3 rRNA genes are annotated in these 4,522 nt (G+C 57.1%); all 3 read left to right on the top strand.

The annotated features are described in order from the left end of the window. Window positions 1–776, top strand: a 16S ribosomal RNA gene (locus tag NM203_RS32990); the annotation flags it as partial. 393 nt (window positions 777–1,169) lie between these two features. Next, a 23S ribosomal RNA gene (locus NM203_RS32985) occupies window positions 1,170–4,296 on the top strand. 105 nt (window positions 4,297–4,401) lie between these two features. Then, window positions 4,402–4,514: ribosomal RNA gene (rrf, locus tag NM203_RS32980) — 5S ribosomal RNA — on the top strand. Window positions 4,515–4,522: the final 8 nt, after the last annotated feature.

The raw sequence follows: 4,522 nt of genomic DNA, 5'->3' as shown, positions 1-4,522 counted from the left end.
GGGGAGCGAACAGGATTAGATACCCTGGTAGTCCACGCCGTAAACGGTGGGTACTAGGTGTGGGTTTCCTTCCTTGGGATCCGTGCCGTAGCTAACGCATTAAGTACCCCGCCTGGGGAGTACGGCCGCAAGGCTAAAACTCAAAGGAATTGACGGGGGCCCGCACAAGCGGCGGAGCATGTGGATTAATTCGATGCAACGCGAAGAACCTTACCTGGGCTTGACATGCACTAGAAAGCCGTAGAGATACGGCCCCCCTTGTGGTTGGTGTGCAGGTGGTGCATGGCTGTCGTCAGCTCGTGTCGTGAGATGTTGGGTTAAGTCCCGCAACGAGCGCAACCCTTGTCTCATGTTGCCAGCACGTAATGGTGGGGACTCGTGAGAGACTGCCGGGGTCAACTCGGAGGAAGGTGGGGATGACGTCAAGTCATCATGCCCCTTATGTCCAGGGCTTCACACATGCTACAATGGCCGGTACAAAGGGCTGCGATGCCGTGAGGTGGAGCGAATCCTTTCAAAGCCGGTCTCAGTTCGGATCGGGGTCTGCAACTCGACCCCGTGAAGTCGGAGTCGCTAGTAATCGCAGATCAGCAACGCTGCGGTGAATACGTTCCCGGGCCTTGTACACACCGCCCGTCACGTCATGAAAGTCGGTAACACCCGAAGCCGGTGGCCTAACCCCTCGTGGGAGGGAGCCGTCGAAGGTGGGATCGGCGATTGGGACGAAGTCGTAACAAGGTAGCCGTACCGGAAGGTGCGGCTGGATCACCTCCTTTCTAAGGAGCACCACGAGTTCTGGGCCGGCCCGCACATCGCGGATCACCGAGATTCAGACGAATCGTTGGATGGCCCCGCACCTGTAGTGGGTGGGGGTCTGGTGCACATGCAGCAGACGCTTACCGGTGGGAAGACGCCGGTTGACTGATTCCGCCAGACACACTGTTGGGTCCTGAGACAACAGGCCCGTGCCCTTTCGGGGGTGGCTCCGCGGTGGCGGGGTCGGTTGGTTGTCGCCCCGCTTGGTGGTGGGGTGTGGTGTTTGATTCGTGGATAGTGGTTGCGAGCATCAGAGTCGCATGAGTGGTCTTCCGGGCTTTCGGGTTCGGGAGGGTATTGGTGTGTTTCTGTTGTGGTGTAATTTCAATGAAACTCATTTTTTGGTTTTTGTGTTGTAAGTGTTTAAGGGCGCATGGTGGATGCCTTGGCATCAGAGGCCGATGAAGGACGTGGGAGGCTGCGATATGCCTCGGGGAGCTGTCAACCGAGCGTGGATCCGAGGATGTCCGAATGGGGAAACCCAGCACGAGTGATGTCGTGTTACCCGTATCTGAATACATAGGGTGCGGGAGGTAACGCGGGGAAGTGAAACATCTCAGTACCCGTAGGAAGAGAAAACAATTGTGATTCCGTGAGTAGTGGCGAGCGAAAGCGGAGGATGGCTAAACCGCATGCATGTGATACCGGGTAGGGGTTGTGTGTGCGGGGTTGTGGGACCCATCTTATCGGGGCTACCTCCCTGGTGGGCAGTGAGAAAGCGTTGTGGTTAGCGGAAGTGGTCCTGGGATGGCCTGCCGTAGACGGTGAGAGCCCGGTACGTGAAAACCCGACGCCTGCCTTGATGGTGTTCCCGAGTAGCAGCGGGCCCGTGGAATCTGCTGTGAATCTGCCGGGACCACCCGGTAAGCCTGAATACCTTCTGATGACCGATAGCGGATTAGTACCGTGAGGGAATGGTGAAAAGTACCCCGGGAGGGGAGTGAAAGAGTACCTGAAACCGTGTGCCTACAATCCGTCAGAGCCCTCGCATCGCGTGGGGTGATGGCGTGCCTTTTGAAGAATGAGCCTGCGAGTCAGGGACATGTCGCGAGGTTAACCCGGGTGGGGTAGCCGCAGCGAAAGCGAGTCTGAATAGGGCGTATCCAGTCCACAGGGACTGGTGTAGTGGTGTGTTCTGGACCCGAAGCGGAGTGATCTACCCATGGCCAGGGTGAAGCGACGGTAAGACGTCGTGGAGGCCCGAACCCACTTAGGTTGAAGACTGAGGGGATGAGTTGTGGGTAGGGGTGAAAGGCCAATCAAACTCCGTGATAGCTGGTTCTCCCCGAAATGCATTTAGGTGCAGCGTCACATGTTTCTTGTTGGAGGTAGAGCTACTGGATGGCCGATGGGCCCTACTAGGTTACTGACGTCAGCCAAACTCCGAATGCCGACAAGTCCAAGAGTGTGGCAGTGAGACGGCGGGGGATAAGCTCCGTGCGTCGAGAGGGAAACAGCCCAGATCGCCGGCTAAGGCCCCTAAGCGTGTGCTAAGTGGAAAAGGATGTGCAGTCGCGAAGACAACCAGGAGGTTGGCTTAGAAGCAGCCACCCTTGAAAGAGTGCGTAATAGCTCACTGGTCAAGTGATTGTGCGCCGATAATGTAGCGGGGCTCAAGCACACCGCCGAAGCCGCGGCAACGAGACGTGTTCTCGTTGGGTAGGGGAGCGTCCTGCATCCGGTGAAGCCGCAGAGTGATCTGGCGGTGGAGGGTGTGGGAGTGAGAATGCAGGCATGAGTAGCGATAAGGCAAGTGAGAACCTTGCCCGCCGAAAGACCAAGGGTTCCTGGGCCAGGCCAGTCCGCCCAGGGTGAGTCGGGACCTAAGGCGAGGCCGACAGGCGTAGTCGATGGACAACGGGTTGATATTCCCGTACCCGTGTGTGTGCGCCCATGATGAATCAGAGGTACTAACCGCCCAAAACCGTTGTTACCGATCACCTTCGGGTGTGAGGATCGACGGGGCTGCGCGGGACCTTCTCTGGTAGTAGTCAAGCGATGGGGTGACGCAGGAAGGTAGCCGTACCGGTCAGTGGTAATACCGGGGCAAGCCCGTAGCACGAGCAGTAGGTAAATCCGCTGTTCACATGTGTGAGAGGTGATGCATAGCCGAGTGAGGCGAATTCGGTGATCCTATGCTGCCGAGAAAAGCCTCTAGCGAGCTCACACACGGCCCGTACCCCAAACCGACACAGGTGGTCAGGTAGAGAATACCGAGGCGTACGAGTGAACTATGGTTAAGGAACTCGGCAAAATACCCCCGTAACTTCGGGAGAAGGGGGACCCCCACACCGTCAAGGCCCTCGCGGCCGGCAGCGGGAGGGGGTCGCAGAAACCAGTGAGAAGCGACTGTTTACTAAAAACACAGGTCCGTGCGAAGTCGCAAGACGATGTATACGGACTGACGCCTGCCCGGTGCTGGAAGGTTAAGAGGACCGGTTAACCCCTCGGGGTGAAGCTGAGAATTTAAGCCCCAGTAAACGGCGGTGGTAACTATAACCATCCTAAGGTAGCGAAATTCCTTGTCGGGTAAGTTCCGACCTGCACGAATGGCGTAACGACTTCTCAACTGTCTCAACCATAGACTCGGCGAAATTGCACTACGAGTAAAGATGCTCGTTACGCGCGGCAGGACGAAAAGACCCCGGGACCTTCACTACAACTTGGTATTGGAGTTCGGTACGGTTTGTGTAGGATAGGTGGGAGACTGTGAAACCCGCACGCCAGTGTGGGTGGAGTCGTTGTTGAAATACCACTCTGATCGTATTGGGCTTCTAACCTCGAACCGTATATCCGGTTCAGGAACAGTGCCTGGTGGGTAGTTTAACTGGGGCGGTTGCCTCCAAAAACGTAACGGAGGCGCCCAAAGGTTCCCTCAACCTGGACGGCAATCAGGTGTTGAGTGTAAGTGCACAAGGGAGCTTGACTGCGAGACGTACATGTCGAGCAGGGACGAAAGTCGGGACTAGTGATCCGGCACCCCCGAGTGGAAGGGGTGTCGCTCAACGGATAAAAGGTACCCCGGGGATAACAGGCTGATCTTCCCCAAGAGTCCATATCGACGGGATGGTTTGGCACCTCGATGTCGGCTCGTCGCATCCTGGGGCTGGAGCAGGTCCCAAGGGTTGGGCTGTTCGCCCATTAAAGCGGCACGCGAGCTGGGTTTAGAACGTCGTGAGACAGTTCGGTCTCTATCCGCCGCGCGCGTCAGAAGCTTGAGGAAACCTGTCCCTAGTACGAGAGGACCGGGACGGACGAACCTCTGGTCTACCAGTTGTCCCACCAGGGGCACCGCTGGATAGCCACGTTCGGACAGGATAACCGCTGAAAGCATCTAAGCGGGAAACCCCCTCCAAGACCAGGCTTCTCACCCATTAAGTGGGATAAGGCCCCCCGCAGACCACGGGATCGATAGACCAGACCTGAACGCCTAGCAATAGGTGAAGGGAACTGGCACTAACCGGCCGAAAACTTACACACACAACAAATGAGTGTATTGACGCACCACGCGCACGCAACCACAATCCACAATCGGACAACCACACCCCACCACCAAAAAACACCAGGGGCCCAATTAAATAGAGTTACGGCGGCAACAGCGGCAGGGAAACGCCCGGACCCATCCCGAACCCGGAAGCTAAGCCTACCAGCGCCGATGATACTACCCCTACGGGTGGAAAAGTAGGACACCGCCGAACACCCTTTA

Origin of the sequence: Mycolicibacterium arenosum (assembly GCF_024320865.1) — a bacterium.
Taxonomy (GTDB): domain Bacteria; phylum Actinomycetota; class Actinomycetes; order Mycobacteriales; family Mycobacteriaceae; genus Mycobacterium; species Mycobacterium arenosum.
This window is presented reverse-complemented; position numbering and strand designations above follow the sequence as displayed.